General features: G+C 71.3%; 17 protein-coding genes and 1 tRNA gene. 6 read left to right on the plus strand and 12 right to left on the minus strand.

What is annotated here, in order from left to right; translation table 11 throughout:
- Positions 1 to 9: 9 nt before the first annotated feature.
- The 10 genes from AB0J04_RS25655 to AB0J04_RS25700 all read right to left on the minus strand — a co-directional run bounded on the left by AB0J04_RS25655 (position 10) and on the right by AB0J04_RS25700 (position 10,644).
- Positions 10 to 1,143 (minus strand): thiolase family protein, encoded by a 1,134-nt coding sequence (locus AB0J04_RS25655; protein WP_363170887.1) that lies wholly within the window; start codon positions 1,141 to 1,143, stop codon positions 10 to 12.
- Positions 1,143 to 1,961 carry an enoyl-CoA hydratase gene (locus tag AB0J04_RS25660; protein WP_363170888.1) on the minus strand — a complete coding sequence of 273 codons (819 nt, stop codon included), beginning with the start codon at positions 1,959 to 1,961 and terminating at the stop codon, positions 1,143 to 1,145. Before AB0J04_RS25660 ends, AB0J04_RS25655 begins: the two co-directional genes overlap by 1 nt.
- Positions 1,958 to 3,169 (minus strand): CaiB/BaiF CoA-transferase family protein, encoded by a 1,212-nt coding sequence (locus tag AB0J04_RS25665; RefSeq protein WP_363170889.1) that lies wholly within the window; start codon positions 3,167 to 3,169, stop codon positions 1,958 to 1,960. Before AB0J04_RS25665 ends, AB0J04_RS25660 begins: the two co-directional genes overlap by 4 nt.
- 1 nt (position 3,170) lies before the next feature.
- Positions 3,171 to 4,757 carry a FadD3 family acyl-CoA ligase gene (locus tag AB0J04_RS25670; RefSeq protein WP_363170890.1) on the minus strand — a complete coding sequence of 529 codons (1,587 nt, stop codon included), beginning with the start codon at positions 4,755 to 4,757 and terminating at the stop codon, positions 3,171 to 3,173.
- Positions 4,757 to 5,944 (minus strand): acyl-CoA dehydrogenase family protein, encoded by a 1,188-nt coding sequence (locus AB0J04_RS25675; RefSeq protein WP_363170891.1) that lies wholly within the window; start codon positions 5,942 to 5,944, stop codon positions 4,757 to 4,759. Before AB0J04_RS25675 ends, AB0J04_RS25670 begins: the two co-directional genes overlap by 1 nt.
- Positions 5,941 to 6,984 carry an acyl-CoA dehydrogenase family protein gene (locus AB0J04_RS25680; RefSeq protein ID WP_363170892.1) on the minus strand — a complete coding sequence of 348 codons (1,044 nt, stop codon included), beginning with the start codon at positions 6,982 to 6,984 and terminating at the stop codon, positions 5,941 to 5,943. Before AB0J04_RS25680 ends, AB0J04_RS25675 begins: the two co-directional genes overlap by 4 nt.
- A gap of 2 nt (positions 6,985 to 6,986) precedes the next feature.
- Positions 6,987 to 7,787, minus strand: coding sequence for an enoyl-CoA hydratase/isomerase family protein (locus tag AB0J04_RS25685; protein WP_363170893.1), 801 nt, complete (start codon positions 7,785 to 7,787; stop codon positions 6,987 to 6,989).
- A gap of 98 nt (positions 7,788 to 7,885) precedes the next feature.
- Positions 7,886 to 8,635, minus strand: a complete 750-nt coding sequence (locus AB0J04_RS25690; protein ID WP_363170894.1) for an FCD domain-containing protein — start codon at positions 8,633 to 8,635, stop codon at positions 7,886 to 7,888.
- 75 nt (positions 8,636 to 8,710) lie between these two features.
- Positions 8,711 to 9,478, minus strand: a complete 768-nt coding sequence (locus AB0J04_RS25695) for an SDR family NAD(P)-dependent oxidoreductase (RefSeq protein ID WP_363170895.1) — start codon at positions 9,476 to 9,478, stop codon at positions 8,711 to 8,713.
- Positions 9,478 to 10,644 (minus strand): acyl-CoA dehydrogenase family protein, encoded by a 1,167-nt coding sequence (locus AB0J04_RS25700; RefSeq protein WP_363170896.1) that lies wholly within the window; start codon positions 10,642 to 10,644, stop codon positions 9,478 to 9,480. The genes AB0J04_RS25695 and AB0J04_RS25700 overlap by 1 nt, the downstream gene beginning before the upstream one ends.
- 171 nt (positions 10,645 to 10,815) lie before the next feature.
- On the opposite strand from AB0J04_RS25700, the gene AB0J04_RS25705 reads away from it, so the two are divergent.
- A complete protein-coding gene (locus AB0J04_RS25705; protein ID WP_363170897.1) occupies positions 10,816 to 12,012 on the plus strand; it encodes a serine hydrolase domain-containing protein in 1,197 nt (398 codons plus the stop codon).
- A gap of 9 nt (positions 12,013 to 12,021) precedes the next feature.
- Here AB0J04_RS25705 and AB0J04_RS25710 read toward each other — a convergent pair whose 3' ends face one another.
- Positions 12,022 to 12,600, minus strand: a complete 579-nt coding sequence (locus AB0J04_RS25710; protein ID WP_363170898.1) for a helix-turn-helix domain-containing protein — start codon at positions 12,598 to 12,600, stop codon at positions 12,022 to 12,024.
- A gap of 159 nt (positions 12,601 to 12,759) precedes the next feature.
- Here AB0J04_RS25710 and AB0J04_RS25715 point away from each other — a divergent pair, with 159 nt between their 5' ends.
- The 4 genes from AB0J04_RS25715 to AB0J04_RS25730 all read left to right on the plus strand — a co-directional run bounded on the left by AB0J04_RS25715 (position 12,760) and on the right by AB0J04_RS25730 (position 16,318).
- Positions 12,760 to 14,190, plus strand: coding sequence for an MFS transporter (locus AB0J04_RS25715; protein ID WP_363170899.1), 1,431 nt, complete (start codon positions 12,760 to 12,762; stop codon positions 14,188 to 14,190).
- Positions 14,191 to 14,234: 44 nt separating this feature from the next.
- Positions 14,235 to 14,308: transfer RNA gene (locus tag AB0J04_RS25720), tRNA-Pro, on the plus strand.
- Positions 14,309 to 15,042: 734 nt separating this feature from the next.
- A complete protein-coding gene (locus tag AB0J04_RS25725) occupies positions 15,043 to 15,720 on the plus strand; it encodes a hypothetical protein (protein ID WP_363170900.1) in 678 nt (225 codons plus the stop codon).
- A 169-nt stretch (positions 15,721 to 15,889) separates the two neighbouring features.
- Positions 15,890 to 16,318 (plus strand): hypothetical protein, encoded by a 429-nt coding sequence (locus AB0J04_RS25730; RefSeq protein ID WP_363170901.1) that lies wholly within the window; start codon positions 15,890 to 15,892, stop codon positions 16,316 to 16,318.
- 203 nt (positions 16,319 to 16,521) lie between these two features.
- On the opposite strand, the gene AB0J04_RS25735 is transcribed toward AB0J04_RS25730, so the two are convergent.
- Positions 16,522 to 17,037, minus strand: a complete 516-nt coding sequence (locus AB0J04_RS25735) for a DUF732 domain-containing protein (protein WP_363170902.1) — start codon at positions 17,035 to 17,037, stop codon at positions 16,522 to 16,524.
- Positions 17,038 to 17,313: 276 nt separating this feature from the next.
- Between AB0J04_RS25735 and AB0J04_RS25740 the strand changes: the two genes are divergently transcribed.
- Positions 17,314 to 17,874, plus strand: coding sequence for a hypothetical protein (locus AB0J04_RS25740; protein ID WP_363170903.1), 561 nt, complete (start codon positions 17,314 to 17,316; stop codon positions 17,872 to 17,874).
- Positions 17,875 to 17,964 lie beyond the last annotated feature (90 nt).

Here is a 17,964-nt window from a genome sequence, read left to right on the forward strand (position 1 = left end):
CTCCTCCTCTCAGTCGGCCAGTTCGACGAGCGTGGCGTTCGCGGTGCCGCCGCCCTCGCACATGGTCTGGAGGCCGTAGCGGATCCCGTGTGCGCGCATGTGATGGATCATGCGGGTCATCAGGACGGCTCCGGAGGCGCCCAGCGGATGGCCGAGGGCGATGGCCCCGCCGAGCGGGTTGAGCCGCTCCGGGGCGGCGCCGGTCTCGGCCAGCCAGGCCAACGGCACCGGAGCGAAGGCCTCGTTCACCTCGAACACCCCGACCTCCGACAGCCCCACCCCGGCCTTCCGCAGCACCTTCTCGGTCGCCGGGATCGGGCCGGTGAGCATCAGTACCGGATCGGAGCCGACCACCGCCCCTGCCCGGTACCGCACGAGCGCGGAGAGCCCCAACTCCCGCGCCTTGTCGGGGGTGGTGACGAGCAGGGCGGCCGCCCCGTCGGAGATCTGGGAGGCGTTGCCGGCATGGATCACCCCGTCCTCCTCGAAGGACGGCTTGAGGCGGGCCAGCGTCTCGACACCCGTACCCCGCCGGATCCCCTCGTCCGCCGCGACGCCCGCCACGGGCACGATCTCCGCCTCGAAGGCTTCCGCGTCCTGCGCGGCCGCAGCCCGCTCGTGCGAGAGCGCCGCGAACGCGTCGAGCCGGGTCCGCGTGAACCCCCACTTCCGCGCGATCAACTCCGCGGAGACGCCCTGGTTGAAGGAGAAGCCCTGGTAGCGAGCCAGGGCTCCCGGCCCGTACGGTGTTCCGCCTCCCTTGGCGGAGCCCAGCGGCACCCGGCTCATGACCTCGACCCCGCCCGCCACCACGAGGTCGTGCTGCCCGGACAGCACCGACTGCACGGCGAACTCCAGCGCCTGCTGACTCGACCCGCAGGCCCGGTTGACGGTCGTCCCCGGCACGCTCTCCGGCCAGCCCGCCGCCAGCACCGCGTACCGGCCGATGTTGCTCGACTGGTCGCCCACCTGGGAGACGCACCCCCAGATCACATCGTCCACAGCCGCGGGGTCGAGCCCGGTCCGCTCCGCCAGCGCCGCGAGCACCGCGGCGGACAGGTCGGCCGGATGCACCTCCGCCAGCCCTCCGCCGCGCCTGCCGACCGGCGTGCGCACCGCCGCCACGATCACCGCTTCCCGCATCACGTGCCCTCCGATCGTCCGGCTCCGGTGGTGGAGCGGGGTACCGCCCAGCGGCCCGTGAAACCGGGCGGGCGTTTCTCCGCGAACGCGCTGAACGCCTCCGCGACGTCGGTGGAGGCGAAGTTGACCGCCTGCGCCCGCGCCTCGCTCGCGAGCGCCTCCCGCAGGGAGCGGTCGACGCCCTCGTTGAGGAGGGCCTTGGTCTGCGCGAGCGCGACCGGGGGCCCGGCGGTCAGCCGCGCGGTGAGATCGTCGACGAAGGCGTCCACCTTGTCCCCGTCCACCACCCAGGTGACCAGGCCGAGGCGCTCGGCCTCCGCCGCGTCGACGACCTCCGCGAGCAGCGCCAGCCGCTTGGCCTGCTGGAGACCGACGAGCTTCGGCAGCAGCCAGGAGCCCCCGAGGTCCGGGGACAGGCCGCGGCGCACGAAGATCTGCGAGAACGTCGACTCGGGGGTCGCGACGACCAGGTCGCAGCCCAGCGCCAGGTTCCAGCCGGCGCCCACCGCCACCCCGGTCACCTTGGCCACCGTCGGCACCGGCAGCTCGTGCAGCAGCAGCGCCACATCGGTCAACGGCCGTATCCGGTACAGGGGATGGGCCGCCTCGCCGACGCCCTTGCGGATGTCCGCGCCGGAACAGAACGCGCCGCCCGCCCCCGTGAGCACCACGGCCCGCACGCTCCGGTCGTCCCCCGCCTCGACGAGGGCCGCCCGCAGCGCCTCCCACAGCTCGGCGTCGAGGGCGTTCCTGCGGTGCGGGCGGTTGAGCGTGAGGGTGCGCACTCCGTCGGCGTCCTGCGTCAGCAGTCCCGTCACCGCACCGCTCCCTGTCTGCGCAGTGTGTCGATCTCCCCTGCGGACAGGCCGAGTTCGGCGAGCACGGCGTCCGTGTGCTGCCCCAGCGCGGGCACCGCGCCCATCGGCGGGTCGTAGCCGTCGAGCACCGGAGGCGGCAGCAGCGCCGGGACCGGCCCGGACGGCGTGTCGATCTCCCGCCAGCGGTCGCGGGCGGCGAGCTGCGGATGGACGAGGACCTCGCGTGGCGTGTTGTAGCGGGCGTTGCCGATGCCGGCGACGTCCGCCCGGTCCTGGACCTCCGCCAGCGCGTGCCGCGCGCACCACGCGCCGATCTCGGCGTCCAGCACGGCCCGGTGCTCGACCCGCCCGGCGTTCGACCGGAACCGGTCGTCCTCCGCGAGGTCGGGCCGCCCCAGCAGGTCACGGGCGAGCCGGTCCCACTCCCGGTCGTTCGTCGTGCCGAGCACGACCGTCTGCCCGTCGGCCGTCGCATACGCCCCGTACGGCGACACCGCCGGCGAACTCATGCCCAGCGGCTGCTGCTCGACGCCCGAGTGCCGGGTGTAGGTCAGCGGGTATCCCATCAGCTCGGTCATGGTGTCGAACAGGCTCACCGCGACCGAGGCCGGGACGTCCTGTCCGCGCCCCTTGCCGTGCAGCAGCGCCATCACCGACAGGGCCCCGTACAACCCGCTGCACACGTCGGCCACCGGCGGCCCCGGCTTGGCCGGCTGCCCGGGCCGGCCCGTCACCGCGCACGCCCCCGACTCGGCCTGGGCCAGCAGGTCGTAGGCGCGTTTGTGGGAGAGCGGGCCGCCGGCACCGTAGCCGTCGATCTCGACGGCGAGCAGACCCGGGTGGCTCACCGCCAAGTCGGCCGGACAGACGCCGAGTTTCGCCGTCGTTCCGGGGGACAGGTTGGAGACGAGCACGTCGGCGCGGTCCAGGAGCCGCAGCAGGATGTCCATCCCCGCCTGCGACTTGAGGTCCAGGGCGACCGACTCCTTGCCCCGGTTCAGCCACACGAAGTGCGCGCCGAGACCGCCCACGACATCGTCGTAGTGCCGGGCGAAGTCACCGCCGCGCGGGTTCTCCACCTTGACGACCCGGGCCCCGAAGTCCCCCAGCGTGCGGGTGCACATGGGCGCCGACACGGCCTGTTCGAGCGCCACGACCGTGATCCCCGCGAGGGGCCCGTCCGTCCCGCTGGTTGCGTCCGCCTCCATGTCAGCGGCTCCCGAACCGGGCGCGCAGCTCGTGCTTGAGCACTTTCTGGCTCGCGTTGCGCGGCAGCCGGTCCGCGATACGGACATGGCGCGGGACCTTGAAGTTGGCCATGTGCTCCCGGGCCCAGGCGATCAGGGCCGCCTCGGTGACCTCGGCTCCGGGGCGCGGGACGACGAAGGCGCAGCCCACCTCCCCGAGCCGCTCGTCGGGCACGCCGATGACCGCGACCTGCGCTATCGGCTCGTAGCCGAGCAGCAGTTTCTCGATCTCGGCCGGATAGGCGTTGAACCCTCCGACGATGTACAGCTCCTTCTTGCGGTCGACGATCGCCAGGTTGCCGGCCGCGTCGACGTGCCCGACGTCCCCGGTGTGCAGCCAGCCCTCGGCGTCGATCGCCTCGGCCGTGGCCCCGGGATCGTCCCAGTAACCGCTGGTGACGTTGTAGCCGCGCACCAGGATCTCCCCGACGCCCTTCTCCGCGACTCCCGCCTCTCCGCCCTCGGCGATGCGGACCTCCACGTCGGGGATGGGACGGCCGGTGGTGCGGGCCACCGTCTCCTCCGTGTCCCCGAGGCGGGTCGTCGTGACGAGGGCCGACGACTCGGTGAGCCCGTAGGCGCTCAGGACGATGTCGAAGGACAGCTCCTTCTTCATCGCGCGGATCAGCGACTCCGGGATCGTCGTGCCGCCGGTCATGGACACGCGCAGGGAGGTGAGGTCGCGGCCGGGGCGCTCGGGGTGGTGGAGCAGGTCGTGGAAGATGGTGGGCGGGCCGAGGAGAATGCTCACCCGCTCCCGCTCGATGATCTCCAGCGCGCGCCCGGCGTCGAAGACCGGCATGGGGATGACCGTCACCCCGTGCATGAAGGACGCGAGCCAGCCCGCCTTGTAGCCGAAGCAGTGGAAGAACGGCGGGACGACCAGGAACGTGTCCGAGGCGCGGAAGGTGTACTCCTCGGACATCCAGCCGTAGGCGCGCAGCGACTGCCCGTGCGTGAGGATCACGCCCTTGGGGTGGCCGGTGGTGCCGGAGGTGAACATCACGTCGGAGACGTCGTCCGGGGTGAGCCGGTCGATCGCCGCATGCGCCGCTGACTCGTCCGACTCGCCTGCCAGGTCGAGGAATTCGCTCCAGGCCAGGTCGGCCGATCCGCGCGGGCCGAGCACCGAGACGGTGCGCCGCAGCGCGGGCAGGTCGGGGTCGCTCGCCTCGAGATCGGCGATGTAGTCGGCGCCGAGGAAGGACGCGGCCGCGAACAGGGCCTTCGCCCCGGACTTGCGCAGGATGTAGGAGATCTCCCCTGCTTTGAAGCGGGTGTTGAGCGGTACGACGACTCCCCCCGCGCCCTGGATGCCGAGCGCCGCGACGATCCACTCCGCCGAGTTCGGTGCGCACAGACCGACCCGGTCGCCCGGCCCGATGCCGAGAGCGACCGCCGATCGCACGGACCGGAGCATCAGCTCCTCCAACTCCGTGAAACTCAGGCGTTGTTCGTCGCGGTCGAGGAGGGCCGGAGCGTCCCCGAACCGGCGCGCGGCGAGCCTGATGACGTTCGGGATGCTCTGGAACTCCTGGTCGTGGGGCATCAGTCGGCTCCGTTCGGCAGGCGCAGCAGGCGACCCGCGATGATGTTCCGCTGGATCTGGGACGTACCGCCGTAGACGGAGGCGGCCCGTGAGTAGAGATACTCGGAGAAGACGTCCCCGCCCGGCCCGTGCAGCTCCTCCGGGAAGACCTTCAACGCCGTCTCGTACAAGCGCTGTTCGGCCCGGGTCATCAGCAGCTTGTCGACGGACGACGCCGGGCCGGCGACCTGCCCGGCGAGCCGCTCGGCGGTGCGGCGGCGGGCGTGCGCGACGAGCACCTCGTAGTCCACGAAACACCGCCCGATCTCCGACAGCAGCCCGTCCGGCAGCTCCCCGCGCCGCTCGCTCGCGGTGCGCCGCAGTCGCTCCACCAGCAGCCCGTACTTCGACAGATGCCCGGTGTCCAGCGCGTTGCGCTCGTACGACACCGTCGTCATCGCCAGCGCCCAGCCGTCCCCCTCGGCCCCGATCCGCTCCGACTCCGCCAGCCGTACGTCGTCCAGGAACAGCTCGCAGAACTCGTCGTCGCCGCCGGCCGCCCGCAGCGGGCGCACGGTCACGCCGGGCCGGTCGAGGGGCAGGACGAAGGCGGAGATCGACGCGTGCCGGGGAGCGGTGCGGTCGGTGCGGGCCAGCAGCAGGCAGTAGGTGGAGTACTGGGCGTAGCTGGTCCAGAGCTTCTGGCCGCGCACGGTGTAGTGCCCGCCGCTGCCGCTGCCGCTGCCGCTGCCGCTGCCGTCGTCGCCGCGCTCGGCGTACGTGGTCATGCCGGCGAGGTCGGAGCCCGCGCCCGGTTCGCTGAAGCCCTGGCACCACACGTCGTCGCCGGCCAGCATGCGCGGGAGCAGCCGACGGCGCTGGTCCGGCGAGGCGAACTCCAGCAGGGCGTGGGCGAGATAGCCGATCCGGGGCACGCCGGGAGCGCCGCGCGCCCCCAACTCGTCGCTCACCGCGACCTGGTGGAGTGGCGTCAGACCCCGTCCGCCGTACTCCTCGGGCACGTCGAGGCCGACCCAGCCGCCGGAGTGCAGCAGGCGGTGCCAGCGGTGCAGGAAGACGGGGACCGGCTCGTCCGGGAGGCGTTCCGGCAACGGGTGCTCGGCCAGCCAGGCGCGGAAGTCCCGGCGCAGTTTCTCCAGGTCGGCGGGGTCCCCGAAGTCGAGGGGCGTGTCCATGGCAGGGGTCATCGTGCGGCCTCCGGCTCCGCGGCGGCGGGCTGCGGCTCCGTCAGGTCGGGTTCCTGCTCCGCCAGGTCGGGTTCCGGCTCGGCCAGGGTGGGCAGCAGGTCGGCCGTGGTCGCCAGGACGGTCGCGCCCAGCAGGACCTTGCGGAGGTACAGGTGGGCCACGTGCTCCCAGGTCTGGGCGATCCCGCCGAACACCTGCATGCCCGCGTACACCGCCTCCACCGTCGACACGTCGGCCTCCGCCTTCGCGACCCGGGCGGCGGTGAGCGCCCGGCCGGGCGGCTCGTGGTCCACGCACCAGGCGGCGTACCGGGTGGCGCTCGTACAGGCCTCCACCAGGGCCGTCGCGTCGGCGAGCAGGTGCTGTACCGCCTGGAAGGAGCCGATCGGCCGCCCGTACTGACGGCGCTCGCGGGCGTAGTCGACGCTGAGCTCGACGAACGCCCGGGCCGCGCCGACGAGTTCACTCGCCACGATCACCAGGGCGTACGCCTGCCAGTGCTGGTGAGCCCGCGGGCTCAGCCGCCCGACGACGGGGCCGGGGTGCGCCGTCCGCACACTGCGCAGCAGGTCGGCGGTCGGGGCGGAGGATCCCGACTCGGCCCGGGTCACCGTGCCCTGGGCGTCCACGCACAGGGCGCCGTCCGCGCCCTCGCAGTCCCAGGCGACGAGTCGGGAGGGCGCGGGCCCGGGGAAGCGGAGGTCCGGGGCGAGGGCGATCGTGGGGACCGCGCGCGGGGGGACCGCGCCCGCACCGGAGCCGTCGGCCAGGAGGCGTGTCACCTCCGGCGCCAGCAGCACCGTGCCCAGCAGGGACGTGGTCAGCGGCTGTCGGCCGTGCTCCTCGGCGAGCAGTGCGCACTCCTGGACGGTGGCGACCGGCGGTGTCGTGGCGCGCAGCTCGGTGAGCCCCAACGCTTCGAGCGCCTGCTGCGCCGCTGTCCGGGCGGCCGGCTTCACCTCGTCGGCCGAACCCATCCGGTGCCGGGTCGCGAAGGACCGAAGCAGGTCGCGGACCAGCAGGAACTCCTCGGATTCCACGATCAGGCCCCCTCGCCCGCCGACGCCCGGCGGCTGGCCCGGGAGGCGAGTTCCTCGACGATGCGGATGTGGTCCGGGCTCGTCATGGTGGCCCGCTCCGCCAGCAGCGCGGCCTCCATGCCGCCGCGCGAGACCTGCTCGACGACCGCGGCCAGCGCCGCCTTCGTCGCGCGCAGCGCCTCGGCGGGCTGGGCGGCGAGCCGGTGGGCGAGGGCGAGCGCCTCGGCCATCAGCCGGTCGTTCGCCACCATCCGGTTGGCCAGGCCCAGTTCGACCGCGGTCGCGGCCGGGATGCGGTCCCCGGTGAACAGGTACTCCTTCACGCGCAGCAGGCTGGTCAGCAGCGGCCACAGGGTCACCCCGCCGTCGCCCGCGACCAGGCCGACCGAGACATGCGGGTCGGCGAGGTAGGCGTCCTCGGCCATCAGCACGAGGTCACAGCCGAGCGCCAGGGAGCAACCCAAACCCACCGCGGGGCCGTTGACCGCCGCGACGATGGGCAGCGGGAAGCGGATCAGGTCGGTCTGGATCGTCCGGTCCAGGCGGATCGACCGCTCCCGCAGTTCGGGATCGGTGTGGTGGCGGCGCAGATGGTCGAAGTCGCCGCCCGCGCTGAACGCCCGGCCCGCGCCCGTGAGGACGACGGCCCGCGCCTCGGTGTCGTCCGCGAGCTCGCGCCACACCTCGGACAGTCTGCGATGCAGATCTTCGTTCACGCCGTTCAGTCGGTCGGGGCGGTTCAGCGTGACGATACGGACGTCGCCGTCCGCGACCACGGTCAGTACGGGACTCACCTCGCTCATACCCGGATGGTATTAAAGGTCAGACCGAAACTGTCAATGGTGTTGCACCTATTAGAGAATCACATTCTCGCTCGGGTTGTCGCCGAATCCCCGAGGGCTCACGCGGGCGGGAGCGAAGTACGGCTGTCCACCTCGGCGGACGCCTGTGCGAACCCGCACACATGTCGCGTCATCCGCCGGGCGGCCGCCGCCTCGTCGCCGGCCCGGATCGCCTCGGTGATCCGGGCGTGGGCGCGGGCGGTCACCTCACGGATGTCCGCGTCCATGAACTGCTCCAGGTCGGTCGCCGCGTGGATGGACTGCGACAGTGCGCTCATGAACCCGATGAGCAACTCGTTGTCGCCCGCCTTCGCCACCGCCGTGTGCCAGCGCACGTTGGCCCGCAGGAACCGCTGGACGTCCTCACCGGCACCCACCAACTCGGCGTGCGCGGCGTCGAGTTCGGAGAGATCGAGGTCGCTGTGGCGGCGGGCGGCGAGCGCCGCGCAGGTCGGCTCGATCGCCTCACGCGTCTCGTGCAGGGCGGCCAGCCGGATCCGCTGCCCCCGGATCACCAGCCGCACGGTGTTCGCCAGGGACTCACGCCCGGGCCGGTGCACGAAGGCGCCGCCCCCGCGCCCCGGCCGGATCTCCAGCAGCCCCTCGACCTCCAGGACCCGCAGCGCCTCCCGCACCGTCGCCCGGCTCAGTCCCGTCTGCTCGACGAGCTGCCGTTCCGGCGGCAGCGCCAGGCCCTCGCCGAACTCCCCGGACAGGATCCGCTCGCGCACCTCGGCGGCCAGCACGTCCGAGGCCTTCGGGACGGTCAGCGTGTCGAAGCGGGGGGCGGGCTGCTGGGAGCGGGGCACGGGGTCAGGCCTCTCGTCGGGTCCGGTTCGGTTCGTTTTCGGTCGGACCATTCAACACAGAGGCGGCGGCGGGTGTCACATGACCGTTCCCCCGTCCACCGGCAGCACCTGCCCGGTGACGAAGGACGCCGCGTCGGACGCGAGGAACACGAACGCGCCCGCGACCTCCTCCGGCTCGGCCCACCGCCCGAGCGGAATCCGGGCCAGCATCTGGGGCGCGAACTTCTCGTTCGTGCGGATGGTCTCGGTCATCGGGGTCGCGGCAAGCGGCGCGAGAGCGTTCACCAGGATGTTTCTGCGCGCCAGTTCGCGGGCCAGGGACTTGGTCAGACCGACGATCCCGGCCTTGGCGGCGGAGTAGTTCACCTGGCCCAGGGTGCCCACCAGGCCGGCGGAGGACGTCACGTTGATGATCCGTCCCCGCCCGTCCTCCGGCAGATGCGGCAGCGCCGCCTGCGCGCAGCGGTAGGCGCCGAGGACATGGACGTCGAGGATCCGGCGGAAGGCGTCCTCCGTCAGCTTGTCGAACATGGCCGGGGCGGTGACTCCGGCGTTGTTGACGAGGATGTGCAGCGTTCCGCCCGTGAGCGCGGCCGCGCGGGCCGCCGCCGCGTCGGCCGCCGTCCGGTCCGTCACGTCGAGCGCGGCGCTGTCCGCCGTATGCCCGGCCGCGGCCAGTTTCCCGGCGACGGCCGCCGCGGCCGCCTCGTCCACATCGGTCACCAGCACCGCCGCACCCGCCTGCGCGAGGGCCTCGGCGACGGCGGCGCCGATGCCGCCGGCCGCGCCGGTGACCAGCGCGGAGCGCCCTGTGAGATCGAACAGACCCGACCGAACGCTCATCAGTAGCTCCTCGGAAGTCCCAGTGTGTGCGATCCCAGGTAGTTCAGGATCATTTCCTGACTGATCGGCGCGATCCGCAGGAGCCGCGCCTCACGGAAGAAGCGGGCCACCGGATACTCCTCGGAGTAGCCCATGCCCCCGTGGGTCTGCAGGGCCCGGTCGGCGGCCTCGAACCCGGCGTCCGCGCACAGGTACTTGGCGGTGTTCGCCTCCCGCCCGCAGGGCCGCCCGCTGTCGTACAGCCAGGTCGCCTTGCGCAGCACCAGCTCGGCCGCGTCCAGGCGGGCGAGGGCGTCGGCGAGCGGGAACTGCACGCCCTGGTTCATCCCGATCGGCCGCCCGAAGACGACCCGTTCGCGGCCGTAGCGCACGGCCCGCTCCAGCGCCACGCGCCCGATGCCGAGCGCCTCGGCGGCGATCAGCATGCGCTCCGGGTTGAGCCCGTCGAGCAGATACCGGAACCCCTGCCCCTCCTCGCCGACCCGGTCCTCGACGGGGATCCGCAGGTCGTCGATGAACAGCTCGTTCGAGGTGACGGCGTTGCGGCCCATCTTCGGGATGGGCCTGACGTCGACGCGGTCGCGGTCCAGGTCGGTGAGGAACAGCGTCATCCCGTCGGTGCGCTTGTCCACCTCGTCCAGCCTCGACGTCCGGGTCAGCAGCAGGATCTTCTCCGACTCCATCGCCTTGGAGATCCACACCTTGCGCCCGCTGACCACGTAGTGGTCGCCGTCGCGGCGCGCGTACGTCGTGATGCTCGTGGTGTCGAGTCCCGCGCCGGGCTCGGTCACCCCGAAACAGACATGCAGGTCGCCGGAGGCGATACGCGGCAGCGTGCGCCGTTTCAGCTCCTCGGAGCCGTGCACCACCACCGGATGCATGCCGAAGATCGACATATGGATCGCGCTGGCGGCGTTCATCCCGCCGCCGGAGCGCGCGACCTCCTCCAGCAGCAGCGAGGCCTCGGTGATGCCGAGACCGTGGCCCCCGTACGCCTCCGGGATCGTGACGCCCAGCCAGCCGCCGCCCGCGACGGCGGCGTAGAACTCCTCGGGAAACGCGTGGGCCTGGTCCTTCTCCATCCAGTACCGGTCGTCGAAGTCCTTCAGCAGCCCGGCGACGGCCTTGCGGATCGTGTTCTGGTCCTCGGTCAGCTCGAAGTCCACGGCGGGGACACCCCTCTGGCGGATACGACGCGAGATGCGAAACATAACAAAGGTCAGACCAAAGTGGCCGTCATGTCAACTGTCACGTCAACTCCTCCGTACGGGTCCGGGGCGTCGCCGTCCGGAGTGTTGGCGTCGGAGCCGGTGTGACGATCAGCCCATAGTGCGCATATGACGCGTACCCGTACGGCGGTCCTGTGCGCCGCCGCCCTCCTCGCCTCGACTCTTCAGACGGCGGTCGCCGCGGCCGCCCCCGAACGCCATGACCAGGCGTGCGCCGCCACCCGGAACCCCGAGGGCCAGGCGCGGCAGGTCATGGACATCGTCCGCCAGGCACAGCAGGACCTCGATCTCGAAGCCGCCCTCGTCAAGGTCACGGTCGACGGACGTGAACTCGTCACCGGAGCGGTCGGCGAGTCCATGACGGACGTGCCGGCCACCCCCGCGATGCACTTCCGGACCGGCTCGGTCGGCATCGCCTTCATGGGCACCGTGCTGCTCCAGCTCGTCGACGAGCACAAGGTCCGTCTCGACGACCCGGTCTCACGCTGGCTGCCCGACCTCCCGCACGGCGACGAGATCACCCTGCGCATGCTCGGCGACTCCACCTCGGGCCTGCACGACTACGTCACCGACCCGGTCTTCCTGGAGAGGCTCTACGCCGACCCGTGGCAGCACTGGACGCCCGAGGAGGTCGTCGGGATCTCGCTGAGCCACCCCCTGTGGTACGAGCCCGGCACCAACTGGAGTTACTCGCACGCCAACTTCGTCCTCCTCGGCCAGGCGCTGGAGAAGATCACCGGCACTCCGCTGGAGCAGCTGCTCCAGGAGCGGATCCTGAAGCCGCTCGACCTGCGAAACACCCGCAACAACGACACCGCGGTCATCCCGCGTCCCGTCCTGCACGCCTACGACGAGGAGCGCGGCACCTACGAGGAGTCGACCTACTTCAACCCGTCCTGGACCACCGCCCCCGGCGCGATCCTGACCCAGGACATCTGCGACCTCGCCCGCTCCGGGCAGGGCATCGGCGCGGGCGAGCTGCTCTCCCGGCGCGCCCACCGCACCCAGCTGAACCCGGGCACGGTCGGCCTCGGACAGGCGACGGACACCTGTCCGGCCACCGTCTGTCTGCCGATGACCGAGGACTTCCACTTCGGCGTCGGCGTCGTCGTCAAGAACGGCTGGGTGGTGCAGAACCCGTCCTTCTTCGGCTACGCGGCAGTGATGGCGTACGAACCGCACGAGCGGCTGTCCATCGCCGTGTCGACGACCGTCGGCCCGGACGCCCCCGCCGGCAACAACGCCCAGACGATCACCGAGCGGATCGCCGAGCTGCTGGCCCCCGATTACCCGCTGGCGGACTGACCGGCCGGTTCAGCGCCCGGCGCGCACCCCGTCCAGGGCGATGGCCAGGACGCGGTCGCGCTGGGCGTCGTCGGTGAACGTCGTCGCCGTGACGCCGGCGACCAGCCTCAGCAGGTCGCCGAAGTCCATGTCCTTGCGGGCCGCACCGGCGTCCTGGGCCCGCTCGAACAGCGGTCCGCCCGCCGCGTACATCGACGCGCGGCAGGCGCCGAAGATCTCCGACTCGTCCTCCAGCGCCTCGCGCACGGCCCGCTTGGTCACCATGTAGCCCGCGAACCGCCCCAGCCAGGCCGTCAGCGCCTCCCACGGCTCGAGGTCGCCGACCTCGAGAGCCGCCTGGCACAGCGCGTTGACCTCGTCGGCGTACACGCTCTCGAAGAGGGCGCGGCGGGTCGGGAAGTTCCGGTAGAGCGTGCCGATGCCGACGCCGGCGCGGCGGGCGATGTCCTCCAGCGAGGCCTCCGAGCCGTGCTCGGCGAACGCCTCGCGTGCCGCGGCAAGCAGGGCGTCGTAGTTGCGGGCGGCGTCCTTACGGTGCGGGCGCTGGGCGGCGACGATCTCGCCGACCGGGAACGGCTGGGCCGTCACTGCTGCCTCCTGGGCGGACTCGGTTGAAACGGAGGGGTGCCTCCGCTACAGTGGAGGAGTGCCTCCACTTTACCAGTCCGAGGCCGCTCTCCTCCTTCCTCCTGTCTTCCGTTCGTTCTTCCTTCCTTTCGTCCTTTCCGGGATTCCGAGAGGCTTCTCATGCCCCGCAAGTCCACGCGCCTCACGTTCGCGGTCCTCGCGACCGGTGCGGGCGTGTTCTCCATGCTCCAGTCGCTGATAGCGCCCGCCCTGCCCACCGTGCAGCACGCTCTGCACACCTCGCAGTCCACAGCGACCTGGGTGATGACCGCCTATCTGCTGTCCGCGTCCGTCTTCACGCCGATCCTGGGCCGGGTCGGCGACCTGATCGGCAGGAAACGCACCCTCGTCGCGGTCCTCCTCGCCGTCCTGGCGGGCTGTCTGCTCGCCGCGCTCGCGCCGAACATCGGCGTCCTGATCGTCGCCCGGGTGATCCAGGGCATCGGCGGCGCCCTGTTCCCGCTCTCCTTCGGCATCATCCGCGACGAGTTCGCCCCGTCCCAGGTGCCCGGCAGCATCAGCAACCTGTCCGCCGTGATCGCGGCCGGCGGCGGCGTCGGCATGGTCGCGGCCGGACCGATCGTCTCCGCGCTCGACTACCGCTGGCTGTTCTGGATCCCCGTCGGCATCGTGGCCGTCGCCGCCCTGATCGCCCTGCGCTATGTGCCCGAGTCGCCCAACCGGGCGGAGGGCAAGGTCAGTTGGCTCGGAGCGGTGCTGCTGTCGGGCTGGCTGGTCGCCCTGCTGCTGCCGCTCAGCCAGGCGGGCAGCTGGGGTTGGGGCTCGGCGCGCGTGATCGGCCTGTTCACCGTGGCCGTCGCCCTCTTCGCGCTGTGGCTGGCCTTCGAGGCCCGCTCCCGCAACCCGCTGATCGACCTGCGCATCATGCGCCTCCCGGCCGTGTGGACGACGAACCTCGCCGCGCTGCTCTTCGGCGCGGGCATGTACGCGATCTGGTCCTTCCTGCCCGGCTTCGTCCAGACCCCGAGCGCGGCCGGCTACGGCTTCGGCGCGAGCGTCACCGCCTCCGGCCTGCTCATGCTGCCGATGCTGGTCGCGATGTTCGTCTCGGGTGTGCTCAGTGGACGTCTCGAACCCCGCGTGGGCGCCAAGGCGCTGCTGACGACCGGCGCCGCACTCGGCGCCCTCGCCCTGGGCTTTCTCGCGCTCTGGCACGACGAGCAGTGGCAAGTCGCCCTCGTAGCAGGCGTGTTCGGCCTCGGCATCGGTCTCGCCTTCGCCTCGATGGCCAACCTGATCGTCGGCAGCGTCCCCGCCGGACAGACCGGCGCCGCCACCGGGATGAACGCCAACATCCGTACCATCGGCGGCTCCGTCGGCGCGGCCGTCACCAGCGTCCTGGTCACCGGCCGCCTCCAGCCGTCGGGCCTGCCGTACGACTCCGGCTACACCCACGGCTTCACCCTGCTGGCCGTGCTCTGCCTGGGCGCCGCACTCGCCGCCCTGCTGGTCCCCGTCCACCGCGCCGGCCGCCCGTCGCAGCCGACCGCCCACGGGACGCCGACCACCGCACCCACCCCCGTACGGTAAGGTTCACCTGCGCGTTCCCGCAGCTCATCGCCGCGGAGACGTCGCGGGACGTGGCGCAGCTTGGTAGCGCACTTGACTGGGGGTCAAGGGGTCGCAGGTTCAAATCCTGTCGTCCCGACTTTACGAAGTCGCAGGTCAGGGCCGGTTTCGGAGGCATCCGAAACCGGCCCTTGATCATTCTTGGGGACCAGTTGGGGACCAACGCACTTGACTGGGCTGAAGCGCACCTCGACCCGGTCAAGGTGCGCCGTCGTCCGTAGGTATGGCACAGGATCCGCTGCGGTGAGGTGTGGGCGCTGGGCCGCAGCCGGCCGGTGAGGTCAGCAGGTGGCTGCGCGAAGCGGAGAGTCGGTGATCTCTCCTCCCTTACGCAGTACGAGTGAATGAACCGATGGTTTCGTTCGGGGCCGGGTGCCGGATCTTTACGCTTTCCCTATGGATCCGGGGGCTGCGGGGGAGGCCCTGCGGACGCGGGGGACCGGTGGAAAGGCGCACCTGATGTCGGGGTTGGGGAAGTCGCCGGACGTGCTCAGGCTCCGGGCGGGCCGCTGCCGTAGGACCTGGGCGCGGACCTGGGGCTCGGTCGGCGTGGCAGGTCTCGTGGGGACGGTGCTGACGTTCGGCGGGTCGTGGGCCGCCGGTAGCGGGGCGGCGCGGATGGCGGCTTTCGGGCCGTCCGCCGGTTGCTGGGCGTTGGCGGCCTCCCTGATCCTCCGTGCGAGGGGAACGAGCGGACGGGTGCAGACGCGTCTGCTGCTGTTGGGCGGTTCCGCGGTAGCCGGAGGCGTGTACCGGGGAGCGGTCACCGTGCTGTCTGCTCAGCCTCCGGCTTCGGGAGGGGACGGGCGATCGTTGCTGGGTTCTGTGGTGGTCACCGGCGTGACGCTGACGGTCGGCCTGGGGATGGCCGGTTTGGTGGTCGCGGCCGATGCCGGTACAGGTCGGCATGTGTTGCTCCGGCGCGTGCTCGACGGGGTCGTCACGACCGGGGCCGTGTTCATGACGGGATGGGCACTGCTGCGGGGGGCCGGTGACGGTTGGCGGCTGGGGACGGGGATGGTCGGTGTTCTGTGGGCCGCGGAGGTCGTGTTCCTCAGTTTTCTGTTCGCCCTGCGCCGTCTCGTACGGAGCGACCAGAGAGACACCTTGTGGGTCGGGCTCGCCGGGGTGTCCCTCATGCTGATCGGCGACACACTGCGTCTGTGGGCGGTCGGCCCGCACGGCCCCGAGGTGATGTCCTGTCAGCTGGTCGACGCCTGCGTTACCGCGGGACTGCTGGTGGTCGCTGTCGGCCCTTGGGTGCCCGGTGGGGCGAGCGCCCTGGGCACTGCTCAACCGAGGCTGCGATGGGGGATGGAGGGTGCGGCGGCGTTCATTCCCCTGACGGTCTGCACGGCCACGGCGCTGGGATATGTGCTGGCTCCGCCTGCCCGAGACCCGGTGCCGCTGGTGGTCGGCGGAACGGCACTGCTGAGCCTCTGGGCTCGCCAGAGGTTCCTGCCGAGGGAGAACTCCAGCGACGACGACTGAGTCCTCGTGCGGCTGCCCTCCCCGTCAGAGGTCGAACACCAGCCGGGGGCCGCAGGAACGCGAGACGCAGATCAGCATGGTGTGGTCCGAGGGGCCGCTCGTCCTCGTCGAGAGTTGAGTCCCGGTGGTCCGGCGTACCGTCCAGCACGTCCGTCTCACAGGTGCCGCAGTGCCTTCCCGGCAGGAGAACAGCACCGGGACACCCGCCTCCCTCACCACTTCGAGCACCGATCGGTCCGGCGGCACGGTGAGCGTGCACCCCGACCGGGCGAGCACCACGTCGAAGGCGCCCGCCGGAGCGGCCTCGGCGGTTGGCCGGACCTGGGCGAACCGCTCGATGCCCTGGGTACCAGCGGTTCCAGCCGACGTAACTCTCCTGCACGGCCCCAAGCAGCGGCTGCGGGCCGCAGGCGTGCACCAGCGTGCCAACGCGGGGCGAGCCGATGAAGGAGGCGAGGTCCAGCAGGCCGCACGCGTCCTGCGGCCGGATCCGCGCGCGGTCCCCGTAGCGCTCCAGGCAGTCCAGAAACGCCATGGAGCCGCGGGTGCGGTCGCCGTCAGCCGGTTGTCGTCCTGCTTGGGTCTGCCGGAGCGGTAGAGGAGCGCGCAGACGATCAGTTCCACGGCGAAGGAGCCGGCCGACCACCGGTAGGCGGTGGAGGAGCGCTCCAGCGACCGGAGTTCGCTCCGTAGTCGCGGATCGGGGCCTTGTCTCACTTCGGTGAGGCAAGGCCCTTGACCGTTCTCCTCGACGGGTCGGGTGAACATGGACCGCTTGCCGAACGGCAGTGGAAGGTGTGGTCAGGGAGCGCCGGGAATGACGATGTCACCGTCGCGCAGTGACGGGCAGTAGACGTTCTCGCTGGAACCCAAGAGCCAGGCTGCCGCGTCCCAGGACCAGCCGGCGTTCACGAATGCCAGCAACACCGCACTTTCGGGGCTGGTCTTCAGTACCTGGCAGACCGCACGACCCCACTGGACGATCTGGTTGTTGTCCAGTGGGAAGTACGGGAATTGCGCGCGGAACGCATTGATGAACGCGATGTCGTAGTCGTAGCCGCCGTCGACCTCCGGCTGTTCGCTGTCGCACCGGAAGATGCCGGGGAGCGCACCGGGCGGGCCGCACGAGTCCGACTCGGCGGAGAGATCGGGGGAACTCAAGTTCCCCCGGATATGCGCGGAGTTCGCGGCGGTGCGAACCGTGGACCCACTGTCGGCGGACGGATGCGCGACCGTGCCCGCGGAGGTCAGCGTCAACAGGCTGATCGTGACAGCGAGAACGACTCCAGCGATCCGGTTCGGCCAGGGTTTCGACATCGCGATCACCTCTCGAGCGAGGGAGGCCGGGCCGTTGCGCCGATGGTTTTCCCCAGCCTCTCCAAATACCCTAGCCTCGTCGCGCATTTCTCACCCGGGATGCCTCTCGCGAGCCGGGCCGCACGGTCGGTCCGAAGGTGTCGTCGCAGCTGAGACCATCGGTCCGGTCGTGCGGCAAGGCGGATGCGGGCGTACCCTTGCTCCAGGGGAATTCTCGGGGCGCTGTGCACACCAAATCTCTCGGGTGAGGCCACCGCCATGAATATGTCGCCTGCTGTGAGTCGCAAGCTGTTCGGTTTCCTTGCCGTGACCACGGCTCTGCTCCTGGGAGCTCTGGCCGCAGCTCCTCCTGCTGCCGCTTGGCGGCTCGACGCGACGATCGGGCAGCCCGGCGCGGTGACGCTGCCGCAGGTGAGTGTGTCCGATATCGGGTTCCCGCCGCTGCCGCCGACTCTGACCTTCGACAGTGCTGCCGGCCCGGTCGTGCAACGCAGCCCCGCCTACGCCGGGGCTCAGAACGTCGTTGCGAACTATTCGGTCCAACGCAATACGGGCAATGGCGCGGACGGCTGGGTCACGGTCACCCCCCGGCGGGATATCGTCCGTCAGATCGGAGCCGGCGAGAGTCAAGTGCGGTTCCCTGCGGTATTCATCCAACCCACCACAGGCTCGGGCAACTATCGGATCGTCTTCGAATTCCACTGGGCCACTGACATGAACGGTTACCTCGGCTCTCAGAGTTGGCTGCCGAACGAGATGTCCGACCATGCGTGCGTCACCACTCTGAGGCCCTGCACCGTGTATGCCGGTTACGTCGAGGTCGGAGCGATCCGCTAAGGGCTGTCCCGCAATCCCTGGCGGGCGCGCGACGACAGCTACGGCACCTCGCCGCGTTGTCGGAACGCCCGAATACATCCAGTATGCGGA

The sequence above is a fragment of the Streptomyces sp. NPDC050263 genome, assembly GCF_040655955.1.
GTDB lineage: Bacteria > Actinomycetota > Actinomycetes > Streptomycetales > Streptomycetaceae > Streptomyces.